Origin of the sequence: Aliivibrio salmonicida LFI1238, assembly GCF_000196495.1 — a bacterium.
GTDB classification, from domain to species: domain Bacteria; phylum Pseudomonadota; class Gammaproteobacteria; order Enterobacterales; family Vibrionaceae; genus Aliivibrio; species Aliivibrio salmonicida.
In genome coordinates this window covers 675186-701595 of the sequence record NC_011312.1, presented here as the reverse complement: position 1 = coordinate 701595, position 26410 = coordinate 675186, and the positions used below count along the sequence as shown (strand labels likewise).

The window sequence follows — 26410 nt, the reverse complement described above, 5'->3', positions numbered from 1 at the left end:
TGGCAATAAAATCAACTGAAAAACACACACCCATGATGCAACAGTACTTACGTTTAAAGTCTGAAAATCCTGACATTCTACTGTTCTATCGCATGGGAGATTTCTACGAGCTTTTCTATGATGATGCCAAACGAGCGTCTCAATTACTTGAGATATCTTTAACTAAACGTGGGTCCTCCGCAGGTGAACCAATCCCAATGGCAGGTCTTCCTTATCACGCAGTTGAAGGATACTTAGCTAAACTGGTTCAACAAGGTGAGTCAGTTGCGATTTGTGAACAAATAGGTGACCCAGCGACAAGTAAAGGCCCAGTAGAACGAAAAGTCGTGCGTATTGTGACCCCAGGAACAGTGACCGATGAGGCGCTTCTTCCTGAGCGTTTTGATAACCTAATCGCAGCGATTTATCATCATAAAGGCCAATTTGGTTACGCAACATTAGACATCACCTCGGGTCGATTTAAAGTTTCTGAACCTTCAACCGAAGAATCCATGCTCGCTGAGCTACAACGAACTTCACCGACAGAATTGCTATTTAGTGAAGACTTTGAACCTGTTCATCTGCTTGAAAAACGTAATGGTAATCGCCGTCGTCCAGTATGGGAATTTGAATTAGACACCGCAAAGCAACAACTAAACCAACAATTTGGTACTCGTGATCTTGTTGGTTTTGGTGTTGAAAATGCAGAATTTGGTTTATGTGCCGCAGGTTGTTTAATTCAATACGTTAAAGATACCCAACGCACTACCTTGCCACATATTCGTTCTATCGTAATGGATCGCCAAGACGATTCGGTGATCTTAGATGCGGCAACTCGTCGTAACTTAGAAATAACGCAAAACTTAGCGGGTGGGTTCAACCACACGTTATCAGAAGTTCTTGATCATACTTCAACCGCAATGGGTAGTCGTTTATTAAAACGCTGGTTACATCAACCGATAAGAACCCATGATGTTCTCAATCAGCGTCTTGATGCGATCGGAGAGCTAAAAAGCAATGGGTTATATGCCGAACTGTCTCCTCAATTAAAGCAAATTGGCGATGTAGAACGCATTCTAGCGCGATTAGCCTTACGTTCGGCTCGTCCAAGAGATCTGGCTCGTTTACGTAATGCATTACAGCAATTACCTGAATTAGCACAAAGTACTCAAGCATTTGAACAAACGCATTTATTAGAACTTGCGTCACTTGCCCAACCTATCGATTCTATTTGTGAATTATTGGAACGAGCAGTTAAAGAGAATCCACCCGTCGTTATTCGTGACGGTGGTGTATTGGCTGATGGTTATAATGAAGAATTAGATCAATGGCGAGATCTTGCTAATGGCGCCGCTCTATTCTTAAGTAAATTAGAACAAGAAGAGCGTGAACGTCACGACATTGATACGTTGAAAGTTGGTTATAATAACGTTCATGGTTTTTATATTCAGATCAGTAAAGGGCAAAGCCATAAAGCCCCTGCGCATTATGTTCGCCGTCAAACATTGAAAAATGCAGAGCGCTACATCATTCCAGAGCTTAAAGCCCATGAAGATAAAGTGCTAAGCTCAAAATCTAAAGCTTTAGCGATAGAGAAAAAATTATGGGAAGAATTGTTCGATCAACTTCTACCTCATTTAGAACAACTCCAATTAATGGCTAACGCGATTTCTGAATTAGATGTACTCAGTAATCTTGCAGAACGTGCTGATACTCTTAACTACTGTCGTCCAACCTTATCATCAGACATTGGAATGAAGATTGAAGGCGGTCGCCACCCAGTAGTAGAACAAGTAATGAGTGACCCTTTCATTGCTAACCCTATAAACCTTAATGATGATCGTAAAATGTTGATCATTACAGGGCCCAATATGGGGGGTAAATCCACCTACATGCGTCAAACTGCACTCATTGCGCTAATGGCTCATGTTGGGTGTTATGTGCCTGCCGATTCTGCACATATTGGTCTATTAGATCGAATATTTACTCGTATTGGTGCTTCTGATGATTTAGCGTCTGGTCGTTCTACTTTCATGGTCGAGATGACAGAAACCGCAAACATCTTACATAACGCGACACAACACAGTTTAGTGCTTATGGATGAAATTGGCCGTGGTACAAGCACCTACGATGGTTTATCCCTTGCATGGGCAAGTGCAGAATGGTTAGCGACAAAAATTAATGCAATGACATTATTTGCGACCCATTACTTCGAGTTAACTGAGCTGCCAAATTTATTTAGTGGTTTAGCAAATGTACATTTAGATGCCGTTGAGCATGGTGATGAAATTGCCTTCATGCATGCCGTACAAGAAGGCGCCGCGAACAAATCATACGGTTTAGCTGTCGCATCACTTGCTGGTGTACCAAAAGCCGTAATAAAAAAAGCGAAGCAAAAGCTTCAACAACTTGAAAATGGTCAACCAAAAAATCAATCGCTAACGAGTACCCAAATAAAACAAGAGCATCAGCTCTCTCTAATTCCAGAGCCTAGTGAAGTAGAAGAAGCGTTAGCAAAAGTAAACCCTGATGACTTATCTCCTCGTCAGGCATTAGAGGCGCTTTATCGTTTAAAAGCGCTCTTATAACCCCTAAAAAATTAAAAGGTCGTAATTATTACATTACGGCCTTTTTCCTCTGTTTTTTTGTCTTTCGTTTTCTCTTTTCCTATCTTAATTATTAGCATACTAAAAAATCACCTCTCATTATTTCAAACCAAATTTGACTATTTACTCGAAAGATCTTTTACTTAACATTAAATTAACAATAACGATAAATAACAACTCTTAATTTAGGATGTCGCTATGAGTCAGTCAGTATTCGATCACAAACAAAATCCATCGCTTCCACATGAAGCAATACTTCAATGGGCCGAAGAAAAACCAAATTCAATTTTCTTACGACAAGTCATAAATAGAGAATTTGTAGATTACACTTTTGCAGAAGTCGTCGATAAAGCGCTTCGCTTAGTCTCTGCATTACAAGATTTAGGGCTTAACCCTAAAGATCGTGTTGCGTTGATTTCGAAAAATTGTGCGGAATGGTTTATTACTGACCTTGCGTTAATGCTCGGGGATTTTGTCAGCGTTCCTATTTTTCCGACTGCCGGATTAGAGACAATTGAACACTGCTTAACACACAGTGACAGTAAAGTATTAATCGCAGGAAAACTTGATAATAGTGATGCTACTACACAGGTAATTGAAAAATTAGATTATCTTTCAACGATCGCTTTTAATTATGATTCCGCACCGAAATGCCAACTTCAATTTGAAGATATTGTCCAACAACATCAACCTTCATCGTCTAGGCCAAGTCATCATGACAATACACTCATGTCGATTGTTTATACTTCGGGCACTTCCGGGCTGCCTAAAGGTGCAATGCTGACTTATGGTGGTTTTAGTACCTCAGCAAAACATCTCATTAACCATATAGGTATGAAACCCGATGATCGTCTTTTTTCATACCTTCCTCTCGCTCATATTACTGAGCGTGTTTATATTTTAGGATCAGCATTCTTTGGCGGAATACAGACCGCTTTCCCTGAATCTTTAGATACGTTTATCGACGACGTAAAAATGCACCGACCGACATTATTTATTTCAGTACCGAGATTATGGACCGTCTTTCAACAACGAATCCAAGATAAATTACCTCAGAAAAAACTCAATATTTTACTTAAAATTCCATTTGTTAATGGCATCATAAAACGTAAATTAGCCGACGGATTAGGGTTAGATAAAGCCAGAGTACTTGGTTGTGGTTCAGCTCCCGTCTCTGCCGGATTACTTAAATGGTATGAAAGTATTGGATTGAATATTACCGAAGCGTGGGGCATGACTGAAACCTTTGCCTACAGTACTCTTAATCACCCTTATCGCTCAGATAAAGTAGGTACCGTTGGAGCAGCTGGCCCTGGCGTCGAATTAAAAATAGCCCAAGACGAAGAAATACTGGTCAGAGGGGACGGAATCTTCGCCGGTTACTACAAAAATGATGGAGCGACTGCTGAAAGTTTTAATAAAGACGGCTGGTTGCATACTGGCGATATTGGTTCAATTGATGCAGAAGGCTTTCTTACTATTCAAGGTCGTAAAAAAGACACCTTTAAAACCGCAAAAGGGAAATTCGTTGCTCCTGTACCCATTGAAAAACGTATTTTTGATTTAAGTAATCTAGAAATGATGTGCCTAATTGGATCGGGATTAACTGGCCCTATTCTCTTAGCTATTCCTCATACTTACCCTAACTTTGATCAAAAGAGATATGAACGAACAGCCCTTAAAAACTTAGAAACAATTAATAGTGGCTTAGAGTCTCATGAAAAGCTCAAAGGTATACTAATGGTTAAAGAACCATGGACAATTGAAAATGGAATATTAACCCCGACATTGAAGATAAAACGCCATATTTTAGAAAAAAAATACCACGACTTTGCATCTCAATGGCCAAAAGACAAAAAAATCATCTGGGAATAACGTTAAAAACAGACAGTTAATTGATAAAAATAGCAACGTAACATCAAATCAGGCCTAAACACTTTATAACACAAAGTTTTAGGCCTTTTTATTGAAAAAATAACGTTATTGAATAAAAAACCATTACATAGTCGATATATTTTCGTCTGATTAATCCTAAAATCTACTCATTTATATAAAATCCATCCATTACCCTATTTTTTATTAACCAACTTGTCATTTATACAACAAACTGTATTACGCAACCGTTTAGCTGTTAAAATAAATAATTATAAAACAACAGAAAAGTAATTTAAAATCAACCAGATAACAACACGTACATGTATTTACAAGCATTTACCTTATTGACATTACTATTATTTTCTTTAGACTCCCGTCCGTTTATCAAAATTACGATCAAAATTAACTTAACATCGACGAGGATCTAACATGTCGCATGACAATGATTTTAGCTTAGGGCCAGTACCTAAGACGGCCAGAAAAGGCATAGTATCCCTAACCCTAGTAATGCTAGGCCTTACTTTTTTCTCGGCAAGCATGTGGACAGGTGGAGCCCTTGGTACTGGACTCTCTTTTAATGATTTTTTCCTCGCCGTTCTTATTGGTAATTTAATTCTCGGTATATACACTTCTTTTCTTGGTTACATTGGGGCTTCTACTGGCCTTTCTACTCATCTCCTCGCTCGATTCTCATTTGGTTCTAAAGGTTCTTGGCTCCCTTCTTTACTCCTTGGCGGAACCCAAGTCGGTTGGTTTGGTGTTGGTGTTGGTGTTGGTGTTGCCATGTTTGCCATCCCGGTACAAAAAGCCACAGGTATTGATACAAACACCCTGATTGTAATTTCAGGTCTATTAATGACAGTGACTGTCTATTTTGGTATTTCAGCGTTGATGATTCTTTCAATGATTGCTGTTCCTGCTATTTCAATACTTGGTGGTTACTCAGTGTTAACCGCCGTCGATAGCGTCGGTGGTATTAGCGAATTACAAAAAATTCAACCAACCGAACCGATGGACTTCTCTATCGCACTCGCCATGGTCGTCGGTTCTTTTATTAGTGCAGGCACATTAACCGCTGATTTTGTTCGATTTGGAAAAAAACCAATGGGGGCCGTTGCGATTACAATGATTGCTTTCTTTATTGGTAACTCCCTTATGTTTATCTTTGGTGCCGCAGGCGCATCCGTTACTGGCCAATCAGATATATCTGAAGTCATGATCGCACAAGGACTGTTGATCCCTGCCATCATTGTTTTAGGATTAAATATCTGGACGACAAACGATAACGCCCTTTACGCATCAGGCCTTGGTTTCTCAAATATCACCGGATTACCAAGTAAATATGTCTCAATGTTGAATGGTTTAATCGGTACCATTTGTGCCTTATGGTTATATAACAACTTTGTTGGGTGGTTAACTTTCTTATCATTAGCCATTCCACCAATTGGTGGGGTAATTATTGCGGATTTCTTCCGTAACCGTAAACGCTACCATGATTTTAATAATGCCAAGTTTAAAACCATTAACTGGGCAGGTATCATAGCCGTCGTTATTGGCGTTGCCGCCGGTAAATTCCTACCTGGAATCGTTCCTTTGAACGCCGTATTAGGTGGCGCATTAGGTTACTTATTGCTGAACCCAATTTTAAATAAAGAACCAGCGTCTAAAACAGAAATAGCATAGAAGAATTATCATGACTGATTTATTAATTAAAAATATCGCACTACGAGATCAAGAAGGTTTATTCCAAATCTTGATTCAAGATGGTCAATTTACAGCCATTGCTAACAACCATGAAGAACTGTCTTTTTCAGGGGATATTTTAGATGCTGAAGGTGGATTAGCGAATGCCCCTTTCTGTGAGCCCCATGTTCATTTGGATACGACTCAAACCGCAGGCGAACCAAGCTGGAATATCTCGGGTACCCTTTTTGAAGGTATAGAACGTTGGTCTGAGCGTAAGAAACTTCTCACTGTTGACGATGTTAAAAGCCGTGCGAAACAGACATTAAAATGGCAAATAGCTAACGGTATTCAACATGTTCGTACGCATGTCGATGTATCTGATCCAACACTGATTGCACTAAAAGCAATGCTTGAAGTAAAAGAAGAGATGAAAGAATGGATTGATATCCAAATCGTCGCTTTTCCTCAAGAAGGCATTCTTTCTTACCCTAATGGAAAAGCGTTATTAGAAGAAGCGGTTCAACTGGGTGCCGACGTTATTGGTGCTATTCCTCACTTTGAATTTACTCGTGAGTATGGCGTTGAATCACTTCATTATGTTTTCGAATTAGCGCAAAAATACGATCGTCTAATTGATGTGCATTGTGATGAAATTGATGATGAACAATCTCGCTTTATCGAAACCCTAGCCGCATTAGCTCATAAATTTAATATGGGCGAAAAAGTAACGGCCAGCCATACGACAGCTATGCATTCTTATAATGGGGCTTATGCTTCGCGTTTATTCCGACTATTAAAAATGTCAGGCATCAACTTTGTCGCTAATCCATTAGTAAATATTCACTTACAAGGTCGATTTGATGATTACCCTAAACGCCGTGGCATCACACGCGTTAAAGAGATGCTTGCAAGCGACATTAACGTTTGTTTTGGTCATGATGATATCTTCGACCCTTGGTATCCATTAGGCACGGCTAACATGCTTCAAGTTCTGCACATGGGACTGCATGTATGCCAGATTATGGGCTATGAGCAAATCAACCAAGGCCTTGATCTTATTAGCTACAAATCGGCAAGAACACTAAATATTCAAGAAAATTATGGTATTGATGTAGGTAAGCCAGGTAATTTAATTATTCTTCCTGCTGAAAATGGGTTTGATGCACTTCGTCGTCAAGTTCCTGTTCGTTACTCTATCCGTCAAGGTAAAATTATTTCAGAAACTCAACCAGCAACGACTACAATTACTTTAGATAAAGCAGAGATAGTTTCATTTAAACGTTAATTCAATAAATCACATCATAAAAAGACAAGTGGGAGCCTAAGTGCTCCCATTTTTTATGACTACTCTAGCCAGAATGTTATACTTACATTAACTCAAGAAAAATGGCGATATTATGACACAGCAAAATAACCCGCTTCACGGTGTAACCCTGCAAGGGATCTTAACTGAATTAGTTGAGCACTATGGGTGGGAAGAATTAAGCTACATGATAAACATCAATTGTTTTAAATCAGATCCAACAATTAAATCCAGCTTAAAGTTTTTACGTAAAACAGAATGGGCACGAGTTCGTGTTGAAAATGTGTACTTAAAACTTCAACGCCATAAAGAAAGAGCATCAAAATAAATAGACGATAGAGAGTGTCTCTGTATCTACGTTATTTAATCGCTTAAAAATAAAAAGCCCCGTAAGTTTTCACTTACGGGGCTTTTTTAATTAAAGAGCGTTAGCCAGAATTACTTCTTAGCGTTAGCTTCTTTAACTGCAACGATTACTTGCTCAGCAACGTTCATTGGACAAGGTGCGTAATGTGAGAACTCCATAGAGAACTGACCACGACCAGAAGTCATTGTACGTAGAGAACCGATGTAACCAAACATTTCTGAAAGAGGAATGTCAGCTTTAACACGAACACCAGTTACGCCAGCCATTTGGTCTTTGATCATGCCACGACGACGGTTAAGGTCACCGATTACATCACCAACGTGATCATCTGGAGTGAACACGTCTACAGCCATGATTGGTTCTAGAAGTTGTGCACCAGCTTTAGGCATAGATTGACGGAATGCGCCTTTCGCTGCGATTTCAAATGCTACTGCAGATGAATCGACTGCGTGGAAGCCACCGTCAAGAAGTTCGATTTCAACATCAAGAACAGGGAAACCAGCAAGAACACCAGTATCCATCATGCCTTTGAAGCCTTTCTCGATTGCAGGCCAGAATTCTTTAGGAACGTTACCGCCCACAACAGAAGACTTGAATGAGAAGCCTGAACCAACTTCGCCTGGTTTCATGATGTAGTCGATCTTACCGAACTGACCAGAACCACCAGATTGTTTCTTATGCGTGTAGCTATCTTCAACAAGTTGAGTGATAGTTTCACGGTAAGCTACCTGAGGTTGACCAACAGCAAGATCTACACCGTATGTACGACGAAGGATATCAACTTTAATGTCTAGGTGAAGTTCACCCATACCTTTAAGGATTGTTTCGCCAGTTTCTTCGTCAGTTTCAACTTGGAAAGATGGATCTTCTGCAACCATTTTACCGATAGCAATACCCATTTTCTCAGTACTGCCTTTATCTTTAGGCGTTACTGAGATTGAGATTACTGGTACAGGGAAAACCATTGGCTCAAGTGTTACTTCGTGCTTAGGATCACAAAGAGTGTGACCAGTTTGCACGTTTTTCATACCCACGATAGCGATGATGTCACCAGCTTGTGCGTAAGTTAATTCATTACGGTCATTCGCTTGCATCTCAACCATACGGCCAACACGCTCAGTTTTACCTGTGAATGAGTTAAGAATTGTGTCGCCTTTGTTCAATTTACCAGAGTAAATACGAACGAAAGTTAGGGCACCAAAACGGTCATCCATGATTTTGAATGCTAGTGCTTTGAATGTTTCATCAACAGAAACAATAGCGTGCTCGCCATTTTCTTCGCCGTTCTCATCCATTAGAGGTTGAGGATCAACTTCTGTTGGAGAAGGTAGGTAATCAACAACAGCATCAAGGATTAGTTGCATACCTTTGTTCTTAAACGCAGAACCACAGTAAGCAGGGAAGAAATCCATTGTGCGAGTACCCTTACGGATACACATTTTTAGTTGCTCAATAGTTGGCTCTTCGCCTTCCATGTAAGCTTCCATTAGGTCGTCGTCTTGCTCTACAGCAGTTTCAACTAGCATCTCACGGTATTCTTCTACTTGATCAACCATATCCGCTGGGATATCAGTGATTTCGTAGTTTTCAGGAAGACCAGTGTCATCCCAAACGAAAGCTTTGCGAGTTAAAAGGTCAACAACACCAACGAAATCATCTTCGATACCGATAGGTAGTACCATGATTAGTGGGTTAGCACCTAGTACTGTTTCAGTCTGCTTAATAACACGGAAGAAGTCAGCACCCATACGGTCTAGTTTGTTAACGAAGATAATACGTGCAACTTCTGATTCGTTCGCGTAACGCCAGTTAGTTTCTGATTGAGGTTCAACACCACCAGAACCACAGAATACACCGATACCACCGTCAAGTACTTTTAGTGAACGGTAAACTTCAACTGTGAAGTCAACGTGTCCAGGAGTATCGATAACGTTAAAACGGTGATCTTTCCAGAAACAACTTACAGCTGCTGACTGGATAGTAATTCCGCGCTCAGCTTCCTGTTCCATGAAGTCAGTCGTAGATTCGCCATCATGTACTTCACCAGTTTTGTGGATCTGACCAGTAAGTTTTAGGATACGCTCAGTTGTGGTAGTTTTGCCCGCATCAACGTGCGCGAAAATACCAATATTTCTGTATTTAGATAAATCAGTCATTGTTTTACTCTATTAATAGGATAGAAAATGCGCGCAGAGTATAACATAAACTGTCAATTGGTATATGCTTTGTTCTATTTTTGGATAGAATTTAGCCCCAATCGACACCGATTACTTTCTGCTTTAGCAAGTTATAGACGAATTTACACAATTTCAAATGCAAAGAATAGTGCAAATTCATAATAATTATTGATTATAGTTCATCAAAAGCATCAATTGCCTCTGATAATTTTTTCACGCCATGAATTTGCATGCCTTCAATCCCCCCTTTCGGCATATTAGCAGCAGGAACAATCGCGCGTTTAAATCCATGTTTATACGCTTCCATAAGACGCTCTTGACCACTAGGAACTGGACGGATTTCACCGGCAAGCCCTACTTCACCAAAAACAACCACATCTTTTGGTAATGGACGATCTTTAAAGCTAGATAATAGCGCCATTATCAATGCTAAATCGGCACTGGTTTCTGCAACTTTTACGCCACCAACCACATTGACAAAGACATCCTGATCCGCCATTTGCAGACCACCATGTTTATGAAGTACAGCAAGTAACATCGACAAACGGTTTTGATCTAGCCCAACAGAAACTCGACGTGGATTAGATAGTTGGGAATAATCGACTAATGCTTGAATTTCAACCAATAACGGGCGTGTCCCTTCCCAAACAACCATAACAGAACTGCCTGACGTTTCCTCTTCGCCACGGGATAGAAAAATCGCAGACGGATTATTTACTTCTTTCAATCCTTGCCCCGTCATTGCAAATACGCCCAATTCATTTACGGCACCAAAACGGTTTTTATTACAACGCAATGTTCTAAATCGGCTGTCTGCACTTCCATCAAGTAATACAGAACAATCAATAATATGCTCCAGTACTTTTGGTCCTGCAAGCGAACCATCTTTAGTTACATGCCCCACAAGAAATATAGACACATTATTTTGTTTTGCATAACGAGTAAGTGTTGTTGCTGATTCTCTAACTTGAGCAACACTGCCTGGAGACGATTGAACATCATCTACATGCATCACTTGAATCGAGTCAATAACCATTATTTTAGGTTTTTCTTTGTCTGCGATCTGACAAATTTTATCAATGCTGGTTTCAGACAACATTTTCAAATTATCTTTTGGCAGCCCAAGACGAGATGCTCGCATGGCGACTTGTTGTAATGATTCTTCACCCGTTACATACAACGTTGGCATTTCACTGGCTAAGCGACACATGGTTTGCAACAGCAGTGTGGATTTACCAGCCCCCGGATTACCGCCAATTAAGATAGCCGCACCAGGAACAATCCCACCACCAAGCACCCGATCAAACTCTTTAAAGCTGCTACTAAAACGAGGGACCTCTTGAAGATCAATACTTGATAGCGTTTGAACTTTAGAATCCGTAGCAGAACCTGAGTATCCGACCAATCGTTCGTTTCTAGCCACTTGAGGAGAAGCCGCTAATCGAACCTCTGTAATCGTGTTCCACGCCCCACAAGCACTACACTGTCCTTGCCAACGAGGAAAGTCTGCCCCACAATCGTTACAAACGTAGGCACGTTTTGCTTTTGCCATATATCACCGAATCACTGTATTTGAAGGTATGGGGAATGAATATTTAACGTATGCCATTAAATATTTTATCAATTGTGCCGATAAACCCATTAGATTCTTATTACTGTACCAGAAATCATGCATCAAGAAGAATATCAAAGCTACGTAGAACAACTCATTCCTGTCTTTGACGCACCAGATTTTGACTCAGTGTGTTCACAAGTCATGTCACATGAACACCCATCAATTCATTTAATCGTCAAAATTGAATTGAAGCGTATTATGACGCCTTGTAAAAAGAGCATCGATTTACGCGGACGAGTCAAAGGGCAATGCCATCAATACAGCTTAGATGGCTACACACATTTTCTTGATGATGTTGCAATCAATACTTATCACAAAAGTATTGAGCGATACGGCAGCTACACGGAAGGCGTATGGGAAGCACTGACAAATACTCGCAATAACTTTCGCGTGCTCCATAAAAATAAAGACAGTAACCCCTCTTCTTTGCAGCAAGAAAACAAAAATATTTTTGATGCTAAATTAATTCGATTTGGTCATTACTTAACACGCAGCGAAAACCGCTTACGCATGTCGACACAAGTCACCGTATTATTACCTAATGGCAATCACATTCATGGTACTAGCAGTGACTTATCCTCTTCTGGTGCCCGAATAAAAGTACCAACGGCTTTTGAATACGGCTTAGGCCAAATCATACAAGTCAGCTTTCCTAATCTAGCTAAAGACACTGGTATAAAAGAACTAAATGGCGATTTTCCTTATCGTATTTTAGGTATTCACGACAGCGAAGAAAATGACAGCTATCGTTGGTTACGCTTAAAAATGGAATCAAACCACGATGTAATTGCTCATGCTATTGACGTCAAATTAAATAAAAACAAACGACGAAATCAGCATGATCAAAGAGATCAGATAGTACGAGTAAGAACTCAAGGTTATGAACATTGCTTTTTAAAGCACACGACAAATATCCCTCTTTTCTTTGCCAAAGAGCAATTAAAATATGCCGTGATCACCGATCATAATGAAGGTTTGTGGAAACATTGGCATGATGAAAAAAATCAGCCAGTAATAAATCATTTATTTAAACCTGAGCGCATGGAGTTTTTAACAAAACCAGGCTTAAAGGCCAGCAATACGCATTTTTACAGCTTTAAACATGATCATGAAGAAAGAGAACTCTTCTATTCCATGATGTCTTCAGAGGGGACTCAACAAGAAAGACAACTGTTTTGGCATATTGGTGCAAAGCGTAAAAGTTGGAAAGTTATCCGCCTTTCTCTATTTGAATTAGCAAAAGGGGACAAAGAACGTCTGCTGTCTGTTGCTCCTGAGATGGAAGCCATTTTATCAAGCTTGACCCATATGGGTATTCTTACCGAGATCAGTCTCCCTGAAACTCAAAAAGATTATCTGTTAACGGACAAACCAACTTTAGAACCAAAGACACTAAACGCTTATCGTCATCCGATAGCCCCGATATGTCAGGCTCATGCGTTGTATTATGATTCAGCGCCTCGTCGTACAGAACCTAGATTCAACTATGAAACGTTAATTACATTATCTCATCCAACACTTGGTGAATTATCTGGAAGAACACAGGATATATCGATAAAAGGGCAGTCTATCACATTAGATAAACCGGCACAATTGACGAAAAAATCCGATGTAAAAATAACGTTTAATGATTTACAAATGATGGACAGAAACACGCCATTAAGTCGTATCACCTATCATGTGTTAAAAGTAGCGTCGAACGGACAACATATCCAATTACAAATTGAAGACAGCTTACAGACTCAAAAAAGCAAACTGTTTTTAGGTCGTTTAATTCAACACAACATTGAACGATTACCAATGGATTATGAACAACTGCCATCAATGGATATGTTGAAAATAATGCATCAATTGCTGCTAACTAAATTAACTACGGCTCCATTTTTCATAGAAAAAGACAATCATAGCGTTAAGCCTCGCTGTATGGGGGTTAACTTCCCATTGAACCGAATTAATAAAATTTGGCAACAACTGGGCTCAGAGAACAGCGTAAATTTAGAACCAATTTTCAAATCGCGAGTACAACGATTATTAGCAGAGCCATTAAGAACTCCTGCAAATACACGATCACACCACCACGAAATTTATATTGCCGTGGTAATACGCGAAGGGAAAATAAAATCGGTATTTACTCGATTACTTCAAGAATTTGAATCTTATAACGATCGCTTAACCTTTATCAAAAAGGCAAAAGAACACGGTGAGTTTTTAGCGATACGAGTAACAACAACAGCGGTTAAAAACCCATTATCAAGCACATCTGAAATTGAACTCAGTCAATTAGCACAATCTGCTATCCATTACGCAAGAGCGCTTGAAGATGAATTATCAAGTATTGTCGGCTGTGGTGAAATTACCGATATTACCGATGAAGTACTTATTCGATTAGAGTTAGGGTAAATACTACGCATTAATAAAAATGGGTTCTAGTTAAGAACCCATCTCATATAAACTTACCAACTCAGCTTATTATTCATTAGTAGCGAAGCTGAAAGGATACAAGCAACGCCACCTAAATCTGCGTATCGAACCGCTGCCTGTGCTTGCTCTTGTACTTTAGGTTTTGCATGATAAGCAATGCCCAGACCTGCTGCTGACATCATGACTAAGTCATTAGCTCCATCACCAACCGCAACCGTATTACTCATTTCAATGTCGTACTTATCTGCCAGTTCAATAAGAATATCGGCTTTGGTTTCTGCGCTAACAATATCACCTAAAACCTTACCCGTTAATTTACCGTCAATGATTTCTAACTGGTTTGATTGAGCGTGAACTAAATTCAACTCTTCTTTAAGGTAATCTGAAAAGTAAGTAAATCCACCAGATGCTATAGCGACTTTCCAACCATAGTTCTGCATTGTCATTACCAATTCTCTCATCTCAGGCATAAAAGGAAGGGTTTCTTTGACTTGAGCCAGAATCGATTCACTTGCTCCTTCAAGAGTACTCACTCGTTGAATTAAGCTTTCTTTAAAATCAAGTTCACCTAGCATCGCTCGCTCTGTCACTTCAGATACTTGCTCACCAACCCCTGCCAATTTCGCTATTTCATCAATGCATTCAATTTCAATGGTTGTTGAATCCATATCAAAAAGGATAATTCCCGGATTAGATAAATCGGGGATGTCTTTTATTTCAGCGTAATCTAAACCGAGTTCATCAACGATGATTTTGTGTTCTGGTGTCATTTCACCAGCGATAGCAGCGACTTCATAGTCACCCACTTTCCATGTTCGAATGACCTTTGTTGTCATTCCAACAAAAAAATAGATATCTTTAGTGTGAAGGGGAGAAAGGTGTGAACCGTAAATGATCCAACCCACTGACTTAACCTCTAATTGAGAGGCCGTTACCGAGGTTGAAAAACGGTTTACCAGTGTTGTGTGTTTCTTTATTGCAAATGGGGTTATCGCGTCCATGATTTGTATCCTTACTAATCCTCTATCAAAAATACCGATTGAAATTAGATAGAGCAAGTCTGAAGCGACATAAACTGCTATTTTTGTATAAATTGCGTATAATTCTCGACTATTATTTTATTTGGTGCGGATGATGCTTTCTCAAAATCTCATAATTAAAAGCCTGATGCTGCTCTCTCTGATCGCATTCAGTTACTTTATTTTAATTAATAGTACGGTGATCAGTGATAATAATCAGATCATTCAAAATAAACAGTTACAAGATCTTAGTCGAACCATGACAAGACAAGCAGCATTGTTTGCTGTCGATAGCATCAAAAAAGACGATCACGAAGCCTTGCTGCAACTAACGAATAATCTGGCAAAAGAAAACCTTGTGTTTGATGCTACGATTTACGACGCGGAAGGTGGTGTACTAAGTAAAAGCAGCAATGCGTTAACCGCATCACAAATTACGGGCATTAATACACCATTATCGATTGATGGCATCGGTCGACAACAATTAATCGAACCAATAGTAAAAGACGATCGGGTATTGGGGTTTTTACGTATAACCTTTGAAAAGTCAACGTTGACTGGTTTTGCGAACCACCATTACCGTAAAAGTGACCGATTGATGTTTGGTATGCTTATTATAAGTCTTGTTTCAGGTATGTTTATTATGGCAATACTTAAAAAACGTGAAGATTCTAGCAAGCCTGTTACTACACTTTTTGGCGGTAAGTCTTAATACGTTCTGTTTATTTCACAGATAAATAATAAAAAGGCGATGTTAATAAATAACACCGCCTTTTTTTCACTACAAATAATGTGACATTATTTGTCTCCAAGCAATACTGAATCTAACGCAATCAGCATCATTTCATCAAATGTTGTCGCTCGTTCATCAGATGTCGTTTGCTCACCGGTTTTGATGTGATCAGACACAGTACAGATAGCTAATGCTTTTGCACCGTATTCTGCAGCAACACCGTACATACCAGCCGCTTCCATCTCTACGCCTACGATGCCGTATTTATCCATTAGGTCAAACATGCTTGGATCTGGCGTATAGAATAGCTCAGCAGAGAAAAGATTGCCGACTTTGACCTTAATACCACGTGCCTGTGCTGCAAGCTCAGCATTACGTACCATTTCGTAATCAGCAATTGCTGCAAAGTCGTGATCTTTAAAACGAATACGGTTCACTTTAGAATCCGTACATGCGCCCATACCAATTACAACATCACGAACTTTAATGTCTTCGTTTACTGCACCACAACTGCCTACACGAATCACTTTTTTAACGCCAAAATCTTTAACAAGCTCAGTCATATAAATTGAACATGATGGGATCCCCATGCCATGCCCCATCACTGAGATTTTACGACCTTTATAGGTTCCAGTGTAGCCAAACATATTTCAAACATCACACACTTGAACAACATCGTCTAAGAATGTTTCTGCAATGTATTTTGCTCGGATTGGGTCTCCAGGCATTAAAACAACGTCTGCAAAGTCACCCATTTCAGCATTAATATGTGGAGTTGCCATAATTTTTACCCTTTCTTTTTAAACTTAAACTAGAAAAAAGCAGTAGAGAGGGCTCTACTGCTTATTATTTTTATAGGAATGATTTTCCATATTCCATATCAGAGATTTCAAAATACTCTGCTAAGGTCTGCCCTATATCGGCAAAGGTATCACGAAGCCCCAATGAACCCGCAGGTACTTTGTGTCCATAAACAAGAACGGGAATATGTTCACGAGTATGATCGGTACCAGGCCATGTAGGATCACAACCATGATCAGCCGTTAGGATTAGAATATCGTCTTCTTGTAGCATTTCCATGATCTCTGGAAGTCTTCCATCAAAATACTCTAGTGCCGCCGCATAACCTGCAACGTCACGACGGTGACCATACGCTGAATCAAAATCCACAAAGTTAGTAAATACGATGGTGTTATCACTCGCCGCCGTAATTGCCTCTTTGGTTGCATCAAACAATGCTGGAATGCCTGTTGCTTTGGTTTTTTGTGTAATACCACAACCAGCATAAATATCAGAGATTTTACCAATAGAATGTACGTGACCGTTTTTCTCTTCTACCAGTTTTTGTAATACGGTAATTGCTGGCGGTTCCAGAGAAAGATCGCGGCGGTTACCCGTACGTTCAAATTGACCTTTACCTGCACCAATAAATGGACGCGCTATCACTCGGCCAATATTATAATCTTCAAGTTCTTCACGTGCGATTTGGCAAAGTGTTAATAAATTATCTAAGCCAAACGTTTCTTCATGACACGCAATTTGGAATACCGAATCAGCAGAGGTGTAGAAGATCGGCATGCCCGTCTTCATGTGTTCTTCACCTAAATCATCCAGTACTTGTGTACCTGATGCATGGCAATTACCTAGGTAACCAGAAAGGTTGGCACGAGCAAGAATTCGGTCGGTTAACTCTTTAGGGAAACTATTTTCTTTATCGCTAAAGTAACCCCAATCAAATAAGACAGGTACGCCTGCAATTTCCCAGTGACCAGAAGGCGTATCTTTACCTGAAGACAATTCAGCGGCATGACCATAAGCACCAATAATCTCAGCATCAGCGTCTAAACCTGCGGCTAATTTGCCCGTAGACTCTTTACCTGCCATTGCTAAACCCAGCTTTGATAGATTTGGAAGCGTTAATGGTCCTTTACGGTTTCCATTATCGGCAAGTCCTTTGTCACACTGTTCTGCAATGTGACCCATTGTATCTGAACCCACATCACCAAATTTTTCAGCATCACCTGCTGCACCAATACCAAATGAATCAAGAACTAAAATAATTGCACGTTTCATGGTTTCTTCCTTACACATCTTGTGAGCGAACTTTACGATAAACTTCCGGTGTCGCTTCTGGTTGTTCTTCGCTGATCACGATAGCGGCTTTAACTGCATCTGCAGCCTGCTGCCATTGATCTTCATTACGAGCATGGATCATCGCTAATGGTTGATTGCTATCAACGGTTTGACCTAAACGAATCATATCACTTAACCCAACCGCATAATCAATAGTATCGCTAGCAACACGACGACCGCCCCCCATACCAACGACTGCCATGCCTAAATCACGCGTATCCATCGTATTAACAAAGCCGGATTTGTCTGCAAATACAGGTTTAATGATTTGCGCGGTTTCTAAATGGTTATCGTAATTTTCGATAATGTCATTTGGTCCACCAAGACCAAACACCATTTTACCAAAACATTCTGCGGCTTTGCCGTTGTCTAACACTGCTTGCAATTTAATACACGCTTCTTGTTCGTCTTTTGCTAAGTTCGCAATCACAAGCATTTCAGCACATAGCGCCATCGCAACTTCATATAAACGAGGATTACGGTATTCGCCAGTTAGGAAACGAATCGCTTCACGAACTTCTAATGCATTACCCGCAGTAGAGGCTAATACTTGATTCATGTCCGTCAGTAATGCGGTCGTCTTCGTGCCCGCGCCATTAGCAACAGCTACGATAGATTTAGCCAGCTCTTCTGATGCCTCATAAGTCGGCATAAATGCACCTGAACCGACTTTTACATCCATCACTAATGAATCTAAACCTGCGGCTAATTTCTTAGAAAGAATAGATGCAGTAATCAATGAAATATTATCAACGGTTGCCGTTACATCACGAGTGGCATAAACACGCTTATCTGCCGGTGCTAAATCACCCGTTTGACCAATGATAGCTACGCCAGCTTCTTTGGTTACTTTTCCAAAAAGATCATTGTTTGGCATAATATTGTAGCCAGCAATGGATTCCAATTTATCTAACGTGCCACCAGTATGACCTAAACCACGGCCAGAGATCATAGGAACATAACCACCACATGCCGCCACCATAGGACCAAGCATTAATGAGGTTACATCACCAACACCACCGGTTGAATGTTTATCAACAATTGGGCCATCGAAGTTCATATGGCTCCAATCAATTACCATTCCTGAATCACGCATTGCACACGTTAATGCAATACGTTCAGGCATCGTCATTTCATTAAAATATACCGCCATTGCAAATGCTGCAATTTGACCTTCAGACACGGTATTTTTTGCAACACCTTGAATAAAAAAGTTAATTTCTTCTGTTGTTAGTACTTTATTGTCGCGTTTTCTACGAATAATCTCTTGTGGTAGATACATTAGTGCCTCCCCAATCTTGGTTGGGTAAATTAATATAGGTAGGGTTGAGGTAGGTGAAGCGGTAATGCCTCACCTAAGTCGATTTATTTATCGATATAAATCGAGTAACAGGAAACTAGTATGCAGATGGGTCTGCTGTTTCTGCTGTCACTTCTAATGTATTTAAAAGATTAGTCAGTAGGCTTGACGCACCAAAACGGTAGTGCATGTTATCAGCCCAATCGCCACCTAGAATATCATCAGCCATTGCTAGGTATGCTTGTGCATCTTCAGCAGTACGAACGCCGCCAGCAGGTTTGAAACCCACTGTTTTTGCTACGCCCATATCACGAATAACTTCTAACATCATGCGTGCATATTCTGGTGTTGCGTTCACTGGCACTTTACCAGTAGAGGTTTTAATGAAGTTAGCACCTGCTTCAATACAAATTTGAGACGTTTTCTTAATAAGTGCTTCTTCTTTTAGCTCACCAGTTTCAATGATCACTTTAAGCAGAATATCGCCACACGCTTCTTTACATTGCTTAACCAGTTCAAAACCAACAGTTTCATTACCAGCAATCAATGCACGGTATGGGAAGACAACATCGACTTCGTCTGCGCCATAAGCAACCGCAGCTTTCGTTTCAGCCACCGCAATAGCAATATCATCATTACCGTGAGGGAAGTTAGTTACCGTTGCAATGCGAACATCAGGAGTCCCCTGTTCACGTAGCGTTTTTTTAGCAATAGGTACAAAACGAGGATAGATACAAACTGCTGCTGTATTGCCTACGGCTGTCTTCGCATTTTTACACAACGCAATAACGGCTTCATCTGTGTCGTTATCGTTTAGTGTGGTTAAATCCATCAACTTTAATGCACGTAGTGCAGCTGCTTTTAAATCGCTCATTGTTATCTCCGATAGAATAATATTCTTTGATAGTGCTGTTATATGCCTAAGCATAATACTGTGTTGCTGTCTGAACTTTCGTTCTACATAAACAGCGTATGAGCGGACTTGATTCCTTGAAGAATTGAGCTGTAAAACGACGCCCAATCAATATCCTTTTTGCCGCCAGTACTTGGTACTGAAATAGCACCTCTTGATGAGGTACCGTTGAAATACTTGCTTATAGTATCAACACTTTATTGTGCCAACTAGTGAAAGCGTGTCTCCCTGTAAAAACACAGCGATTATGAAAAGAAACGCTCGATAATCCATTGATACCCGATAGCACCAAGGTAAACCCCAACAATTCCCATGACTCCGGAGAGGACGGGTGGTGCTGGAATAGGTAATTTAATGGCTGAAAATACAACGCCAACAATTAAACCGGCAAAAACCGACAGTAATACTTCATTCAACATAGTGAGCTCCCATGTTTTATTGTGTTTTTTAATCATAGCTCATTTAAATATGAATCTTTATTATGAGCAGTATTATAACAAGCTAATGAATGATGACTGGCGATGATAGGCAACGCAATCGGTTTGCATCTCACTCTTTTTACTTTAAATATTATGCCAATACAATTAATTAGATGTTCTCTTTATTACACAGGGAAATCATTTAGGAGTAAGACAAAAACACGGATAAGTAGTTACTCTATAATCCTCATTTTTACGAAGTTTGATCAATAAGAATAAGCCCATAATCATTGATATTAAAAATAGACAGGCATAAAAAAACCCGCAACACGTTGCTAATGCCGTTCACTTAAGGGTGAATGGCATTCTTGTTTCTGGCATATCGTTGAGGTCTTGGTTTTACCATTCGAGGGAATGTTCTTTCCCTTCGCCTATCAAGTATTAAGCTTTCAGCCATCTGGTGGAAGCCTTTTAATTGTCGAGGGATCGCTCCTGGCGTTGAGTATGGTAAACCAACTAATAATGCAGATACATGAGCAAGTGTCCCATTAAAACTCAATTGATAAGGGAGATAATTTCCTTTTAAATTAAAGCAAAGCTCTACCATTTGGTAGCGAATTAAATTATAAGTCAACAAGATACCCCATAGTTCTTGTTTCACTAATTCAGGCAGACGGCTTCGTAGTGTTAAGCGATTTCCTAACATGTATTGTTTCTGCTCTCGGTAACCCAATTCTATTTCCCAACGATGCTCATAAAGACCGACTATATCTTTCAATGGGTAACGTAATGGGTCAATCATTGACGTCAGAACTTGATAATCTTTTCCTTTAATTTTTCGAGTCACGAGACGAGCAGTCATCGTTTCAGGTAAATTAGAAAACAGTTTTCTTGCTCTTGGGTTACTCCGAAGAATAACAAGTTTGTCATTACGACCTAGCGATCGAATTATTTCATATTGAGTATTTTTTTTAAGGGGAATAAGCCAGTGACGCTCTGAGCCTGTCATCTGCCATTTATGTAGTAATCCTAATGAATAGAACCCCTTATCGAACATAGTTACGCTATGGTCAGGTGTACTATCTATTAACTTCTCTGCCAATATCATTTCATTTGTATTGTAATTATCGAAAGCGCTCGCTGTAATAAGATGACTGCTTAGCTCCATTTGGCAAACCATTCTTACCTGTGGATATTGAGTTCCTTTTTGGCGAGAAAAAGCCTCTTCATTTTTCTGGTTATCAGGTGCTCTCCATACAACACCATCAACGCCTAAGAGAGTTAGTCCATTCCATTTAGGAAGATTAGCACTCTTAAGCCAGGAACTTGTCATTCGCTCAAAGACTGCTTTCATTGCTGCTTCACCTAGATTTTTTCGGCGCTGAGTAAGGGCACTAGGAGCGACAAAAGCTTTACCTGTACGGTCTACAATATCAAGCTGATTAACTAAATCCTTCATGGATTTATTGTTATAGATAGCCATACCAACAAGTAACCATACCATTGATTCAAGAGTAAGCTTTCGCTTCCTCATCGTCACCGTATCAGTGAGAGAATAAGCCTCATCAATCAGATGGATTGGAAGTAAATCAGCGAGAGTCTCTACGTTGCTAGGTTTCCAGTCATTGATTATGTTTAGAGCTTGAGAAACATCCATAAAAAAATCCAAGTGCATAAAATACACTTGGATTTTGACATATAAAAAGGATCGGTCAACCGATCATATTTACCTTAAATGATCGGCATTAGCAACACGTTGCGGGTTTTTATCAGTCGTTTCTGTCTCTATAATATTAGATAGATAAGAATAGACCTGCGATTGTTGCTGACATTAAGTTAGATAATGTACCAGCAGCAACAGCTTTCATGCCCATTTTAGCGATGTCATGACGACGTTCAGGAGCAAGGCTACCTAAACCACCAAGTAGGATAGCTACAGAAGAAAGGTTAGCAAAACCACATAGTGCGAATGAAATGATTGCTTTCGTTTTCTCAGACATTTCAACGCCAGTTTGTGCAACTAACATGCCGCCATCAGCAACGTCTTTTAGGTAAGGTGCAAAGTTTAAGTAAGCAACGAATTCGTTAACTACCAATTTTTGACCTAAGAACGAACCTGCAACTGTCGCTTCTTCCCACGGCACACCGATTAGGAAAGCAACTGGAGCGAATACGTAACCAAGAATAAGTTCTAGCGTAATTTCTGGCATACCGAACCAACCACCAACACCACCTAGGATACCGTTGATTAGAGCGATTAGACCGATGAATGCAAGAAGCATTGCACCTACGTTTAACGCAAGTTGCATACCTGTTGCAGCGCCTGCTGCTGCTGCATCGATTACGTTAGCTGGTTTGTCGTCGCCTTTGTTATCAAGTGCATCAAATTGATCAACCGGTGTTTCTGTTTCTGGTTTAAGAATTTTAGCAAATAGAAGACCACCAGGAGCTGCCATGAATGACGCCGCGATTAGGTACTCTAGAGGCACGCCCATAGACGCATAACCAGCAAGAACACCACCAGCAACAGAAGCTAGACCACCACACATTACGGCAAACAATTCTGATTGAGTCATTTTTGGAATGAATGGACGAACAACTAGAGGTGCTTCTGTTTGACCAACGAAAATATTCGCTGTAGCAGAAAGAGATTCCGCACGAGAAGTACCCAGTGCTTTTTGAAGAGCACCACCTAAGAAGTTAATCACAACTTGCATGATACCAAGGTAATAAAGTACCGCAGTCAGTGATGCAAAGAACACGATTACAGGAAGTACACGCAGTGCGAATACGAAACCGCCACCACCAAATACTTCAAACATTTTATTCGATACTAAGCCACCGAATAAGAATTCGATACCCGTGTTACCGTAGTTGATTACATTCGCAACCGCTTCAGATGCACCTAACAGTACATCACGACCCACAGGTACGTATAGTATGAATGCACCTAGAATAAATTGAATGGCAAAAGCGCCACCGACAGTACGTAGATTGATTGCTTTACGGTTATCAGATATTAGTACTGCAAATGCAAGCAGCGCTACTATCCCAACCAAGCTCATTAACAGGCTCATAGTTAAAAGTTTCCCTAAAATTGATTGTTGGCGTGTTTCAAATTAGCGGGGGCGATTATACTCATTGAACCACCAAGAAAGTAATGCCGCTGTCACATATTCTGCTAACGTACATCATACATTCATTCATTCATTCATTCATTCATTCATTCATTAGTGTGATCTTTATCACTAACGAATATCTAAAGATTCATCAATTACATCTAAAGCAATGACTAATAACTCAAATCCCAAACAAATGATTGGCATTTCTGTAAACAGCATTCGCAATCGTTTCCCTCGGTTCTTTTCGTATAAAAATTAAACATTCTAGGATATTAGAGACTTTATCAGGGGTATTAGGCGTGCCTTGAAATCCAGATAATGGCATATCTGGCGCGTCAGTTTCTAACATCAACCACTCTAAAGGAAGCTCAGAAATTGTTCTTTTTGTTTTCATCGAACGATCATAACTAATCACTCCCCCTACACCGATGAAAAAACCGAGTTTAATAAATGCTTCGGCTTGTTGCGTACTACCACTAAAACCGTGGATCACCCCACCTTTCAATGGTTTTATCTCTCGTAATATTTTCAATACCACATCATGACTTTTACGGCTGTGGATAATCAAAGGTAATTCGTACTTTACAGCTAACTTACATTGCATTTTAAATACATTCATTTGATGTTTTTTATCGTACTCTTGATTCCAAAAATCCAATCCACACTCACCAATAGCGACGCATTTATTCGCCTTATTCGCCAATAATACCTCTAACTTTTTCACATCATCTTCATCGTTCTCAGTTAAAAATTGAGGGTGAATACCTAATGCATAATAAAGTTCGGGATATTGATGAGAGAGTCGTTCTACCGTCTCCCAATTACTTGAATTAACACTAGGAATGATCAGTTTTTTCACACCAACAGAGCGTGCCTTTTCTAAATAAAAAAGCTCATTGTCTTTAAAAGGCGGAAAATCAAAATGACAGTGCGAATCAATCAGTTTTGTTGTCATTGCTTATCTCTTCTTTTTTATAAGGCACACAACTGCGTTTATTTTCTGGAGTTAACCCTAACGAGAGGCACCAAGCGTCATATTTTTTAACCCACAGCTTTATTGTCTTCCAAATCATAATCACCATCTCCCTTTAAACAGCAATACTATAGATACAAAAACGGAGCCTACATAGGCTCCGTTTAATTATATTCACTTTAATAAATTAGTGTTCACGCGTTGCTCTAAATTGAACATCAGGAAAGCGTTCTATCGCTAAATTCAAATTAACCATCGTTGGGGCGATATACGTTAAGTTATTGCCACCATCTAATGCTAGGTTAGTTTGATTCTTACGCTGGAATTCATCTTGCATTTTGCCATCAGAACATTCAACCCAACGAGCGGTTGCAACACTGATGCCTTCATAAATAGCTTCTACGTTATATTCAGATTTCAAACGAGAAACAACCACATCAAACTGAAGAACACCAACCGCACCAACGATCAGATCATTGTTTTGTAATGGACGAAAAACCTGTACAGCACCTTCTTCAGATAATTGCACAAGTCCTTTCAGCAATTGTTTTTGCTTTAGTGGATCACGAAGACGAATACGACGGAACAGTTCAGGGGCAAAGTTAGGGATCCCTGAGAATTTCAAATTTTCACCTTGAGTAAAGGTATCACCAATTTGAATAGTACCGTGGTTATGCAAGCCAATGATATCACCCGCATAGGCTACTTCAGCACGAGCACGATCACCCGCCATAAAGGTTACCGCATCAGAAATACTGATGTTTTTACCTGTACGAACGTGGTTCATTTTCATGCCTTGAGTATAAGTACCAGACACGATTCGCATAAAGGCGATACGGTCACGGTGTTTAGGATCCATGTTTGCTTGGATTTTAAACACAAAGCCAGAGAATTTTTCTTCTGTCGCTTCAACTGGACGCTCTGTCGCTTCACGGGTTTGCGGCGCAGGAGCCCATTCCGTCAAGCCTTCAAGCATATGATCAACACCGAAGTTACCTAGTGCCGTACCAAAGTAGACTGGCGTTAGCTCTCCTTTAAGGAATAGCTCTAAATCAAATTCATGAGCAGCACCAATAACCAGCTCTAACTCTTCTCGAACACTGAGCGCAAGTTCATTACCGATTGCAACATCAAGCTCTGGGTTATCAAGGCCTTTGATCGTACGCACTTCTTGGATCTCATGGCCATGGCCAGATTGATACAAGATCGTTTCATCACGGTGAATGTGATAAACACCTTTAAATTCTTTACCACAACCAATCGGCCATGAAATAGGAGCACAAGCCATACCTAGCTCGCTTTCTACTTCATCAAGCACTTCCATTGGGTCTCGTACTTCACGGTCCATTTTGTTCATGAACGTGACGATTGGTGTATCACGTAAACGCGTTACTTCCATCAATTTACGAGTACGATCTTCGACACCTTTCGCGGCATCGATAACCATTAAGCAAGAATCAACCGCCGTTAATGTACGGTAGGTATCTTCAGAGAAGTCTTCGTGCCCAGGAGTATCAAGAAGGTTAACTAGGCAACCGTTAAATGGAAATTGCATTACTGACGTAGTTACCGAAATACCACGTTCTTTTTCCATTTCCATCCAGTCTGATTTTGCGTGCTGGTTTGAACCACGACCTTTTACCGTACCCGCTTTTTGAATCGCGTTTCCGAATAATAATACTTTTTCAGTAATCGTTGTTTTACCCGCATCCGGGTGAGAAATGATGGCAAACGTTCTACGTTTACCCACTTCTTGTAAAAAAGACATA

Annotated in this window: 18 protein-coding genes and 1 pseudogene; 7 read left to right on the top strand and 12 right to left on the bottom strand. The window is 40.0% G+C overall.

What is annotated here, in order from left to right; translation table 11 throughout:
• The first annotated feature begins 5 nt into the window (after window positions 1–5).
• The 5 genes from mutS (at window position 6) to VSAL_RS03510 (ending at window position 7777) form a co-directional block, all read left to right on the top strand.
• Window positions 6–2567 (top strand): DNA mismatch repair protein MutS, encoded by a 2562-nt coding sequence (gene mutS / locus VSAL_RS03530; protein WP_044583386.1) that lies wholly within the window; start codon window positions 6–8, stop codon window positions 2565–2567.
• Window positions 2568–2783: 216 nt separating this feature from the next.
• Window positions 2784–4460 (top strand): AMP-binding protein, encoded by a 1677-nt coding sequence (locus VSAL_RS03525; protein ID WP_012549438.1) that lies wholly within the window; start codon window positions 2784–2786, stop codon window positions 4458–4460.
• Between the two features lie 429 nt (window positions 4461–4889).
• Window positions 4890–6143 carry a cytosine permease gene (gene codB / locus VSAL_RS03520; RefSeq protein ID WP_012549437.1) on the top strand — a complete coding sequence of 418 codons (1254 nt, stop codon included), beginning with the start codon at window positions 4890–4892 and terminating at the stop codon, window positions 6141–6143.
• A 10-nt stretch (window positions 6144–6153) separates the two neighbouring features.
• Window positions 6154–7431 (top strand): cytosine deaminase, encoded by a 1278-nt coding sequence (locus tag VSAL_RS03515; protein WP_012549436.1) that lies wholly within the window; start codon window positions 6154–6156, stop codon window positions 7429–7431.
• Between the two features lie 112 nt (window positions 7432–7543).
• Window positions 7544–7777, top strand: a complete 234-nt coding sequence (locus VSAL_RS03510) for a VF530 family protein (protein WP_012549435.1) — start codon at window positions 7544–7546, stop codon at window positions 7775–7777.
• 110 nt (window positions 7778–7887) lie between these two features.
• On the opposite strand, the gene fusA is transcribed toward VSAL_RS03510, so the two are convergent.
• Together fusA and radA are read right to left on the bottom strand one after the other, a co-directional pair.
• A complete protein-coding gene (gene fusA, locus VSAL_RS03505; RefSeq protein ID WP_012549434.1) occupies window positions 7888–9972 on the bottom strand; it encodes an elongation factor G in 2085 nt (694 codons plus the stop codon).
• Between the two features lie 193 nt (window positions 9973–10165).
• Window positions 10166–11545: a DNA repair protein RadA gene (gene radA / locus VSAL_RS03500; protein ID WP_012549433.1), complete on the bottom strand. Its 1380-nt coding sequence runs from the start codon at window positions 11543–11545 to the stop codon at window positions 10166–10168.
• Window positions 11546–11662: 117 nt separating this feature from the next.
• Here radA and VSAL_RS03495 point away from each other — a divergent pair, with 117 nt between their 5' ends.
• On the top strand, window positions 11663–14008 hold the full coding sequence (locus tag VSAL_RS03495; protein ID WP_012549432.1) for a PilZ domain-containing protein: 2346 nt from the start codon (window positions 11663–11665) through the stop codon (window positions 14006–14008).
• A gap of 53 nt (window positions 14009–14061) precedes the next feature.
• Here the strand turns inward: VSAL_RS03495 and serB are convergent, their stop codons facing one another.
• Window positions 14062–15030, bottom strand: coding sequence for a phosphoserine phosphatase (gene serB / locus VSAL_RS03490; protein ID WP_012549431.1), 969 nt, complete (start codon window positions 15028–15030; stop codon window positions 14062–14064).
• A gap of 130 nt (window positions 15031–15160) precedes the next feature.
• On the opposite strand from serB, the gene VSAL_RS03485 reads away from it, so the two are divergent.
• Window positions 15161–15760: a YtjB family periplasmic protein gene (locus VSAL_RS03485; RefSeq protein WP_012549430.1), complete on the top strand. Its 600-nt coding sequence runs from the start codon at window positions 15161–15163 to the stop codon at window positions 15758–15760.
• Between the two features lie 86 nt (window positions 15761–15846).
• On the opposite strand, the pseudogene deoD reads toward VSAL_RS03485, so the two are convergent.
• The 9 genes and pseudogenes from deoD to prfC all read right to left on the bottom strand — a co-directional run bounded on the left by deoD (window position 15847) and on the right by prfC (window position 26409).
• Window positions 15847–16563, bottom strand: a pseudogene (deoD, locus tag VSAL_RS03480) (purine-nucleoside phosphorylase).
• A 70-nt stretch (window positions 16564–16633) separates the two neighbouring features.
• Window positions 16634–17854, bottom strand: coding sequence for a phosphopentomutase (locus tag VSAL_RS03475; protein ID WP_012549429.1), 1221 nt, complete (start codon window positions 17852–17854; stop codon window positions 16634–16636).
• 10 nt (window positions 17855–17864) lie between these two features.
• Window positions 17865–19196: a thymidine phosphorylase gene (deoA, locus tag VSAL_RS03470; RefSeq protein ID WP_012549428.1), complete on the bottom strand. Its 1332-nt coding sequence runs from the start codon at window positions 19194–19196 to the stop codon at window positions 17865–17867.
• Window positions 19197–19311: 115 nt separating this feature from the next.
• Window positions 19312–20088 carry a deoxyribose-phosphate aldolase gene (gene deoC / locus VSAL_RS03465; protein WP_012549427.1) on the bottom strand — a complete coding sequence of 259 codons (777 nt, stop codon included), beginning with the start codon at window positions 20086–20088 and terminating at the stop codon, window positions 19312–19314.
• 284 nt (window positions 20089–20372) lie between these two features.
• Window positions 20373–20543: a XapX domain-containing protein gene (locus VSAL_RS03460; RefSeq protein WP_044583385.1), complete on the bottom strand. Its 171-nt coding sequence runs from the start codon at window positions 20541–20543 to the stop codon at window positions 20373–20375.
• A gap of 352 nt (window positions 20544–20895) precedes the next feature.
• Window positions 20896–22203, bottom strand: a complete 1308-nt coding sequence (locus tag VSAL_RS03455) for an IS4 family transposase (protein ID WP_012549425.1) — start codon at window positions 22201–22203, stop codon at window positions 20896–20898.
• Between the two features lie 136 nt (window positions 22204–22339).
• On the bottom strand, window positions 22340–23623 hold the full coding sequence (locus VSAL_RS03450; protein ID WP_012549424.1) for a NupC/NupG family nucleoside CNT transporter: 1284 nt from the start codon (window positions 23621–23623) through the stop codon (window positions 22340–22342).
• Window positions 23624–23846: 223 nt separating this feature from the next.
• Window positions 23847–24623, bottom strand: a complete 777-nt coding sequence (locus VSAL_RS03445) for a TatD family hydrolase (protein WP_012549423.1) — start codon at window positions 24621–24623, stop codon at window positions 23847–23849.
• A 205-nt stretch (window positions 24624–24828) separates the two neighbouring features.
• Window positions 24829–26409, bottom strand: coding sequence for a peptide chain release factor 3 (prfC, locus tag VSAL_RS03440; protein WP_012549421.1), 1581 nt, complete (start codon window positions 26407–26409; stop codon window positions 24829–24831).
• Window position 26410: the final 1 nt, after the last annotated feature.